A 471-nucleotide genomic window follows, 5' to 3' on the forward strand; every position below is an offset into this window, starting at 1 on the left:
TAAGGCCCGTTGGTCAAGGGGTTAAGACACCTCCCTTTCACGGAGGTAACAGGGGTTCGAATCCCCTACGGGTCATAGTTATTTTAATAACTAAAGAGTGGGATGAGGATCCCAAAGGTTCGTCGGAGGATTAGCATCGTTAGCAACTGCTTCGCAGTCTCGAACGAAGTGAGAGTATCCCCTACGGGTCATATTTACGGAGGCTTAGCTCAGCTGGGAGAGCATCTGCCTTACAAGCAGAGGGTCGGGGGTTCGATCCCCTCAGCCTCCACCATATATATTTATCCTAATGACGCGGGGTGGAGCAGCCCGGTAGCTCGTCGGGCTCATAACCCGAAGGCCGCAGGTTCAAATCCTGCCCCCGCAATTAAAGCTTTCTTTTATGAAAGTGATCTGGAACCGTGGTGTAGTTGGCCTAACATGCCTGCCTGTCACGCAGGAGATCGCGGGTTCGAATCCCGTCGGTTCCGC

The 471-nt window shown here is 53.1% G+C and carries 4 tRNA genes; all 4 read left to right on the forward strand.

Going from position 1 to position 471, the window contains the following annotated elements:
- Window positions 1–3 precede the first annotated feature (3 nt).
- The 4 genes from EC604_RS29595 to EC604_RS29610 all read left to right on the forward strand — a co-directional run bounded on the left by EC604_RS29595 (window position 4) and on the right by EC604_RS29610 (window position 470).
- Window positions 4–75 (forward strand) — tRNA-Glu (locus EC604_RS29595).
- A 123-nt stretch (window positions 76–198) separates the two neighbouring features.
- A tRNA-Val gene (locus tag EC604_RS29600) sits at window positions 199–274 on the forward strand.
- A 19-nt stretch (window positions 275–293) separates the two neighbouring features.
- Window positions 294–367: transfer RNA gene (locus tag EC604_RS29605), tRNA-Met, on the forward strand.
- Between the two features lie 28 nt (window positions 368–395).
- Window positions 396–470: transfer RNA gene (locus EC604_RS29610), tRNA-Asp, on the forward strand.
- Window position 471: the final 1 nt, after the last annotated feature.

Source organism: Paenibacillus amylolyticus, assembly GCF_003719335.1.
Taxonomy (GTDB): Bacteria; Bacillota; Bacilli; order Paenibacillales; family Paenibacillaceae; genus Paenibacillus; species Paenibacillus amylolyticus_D.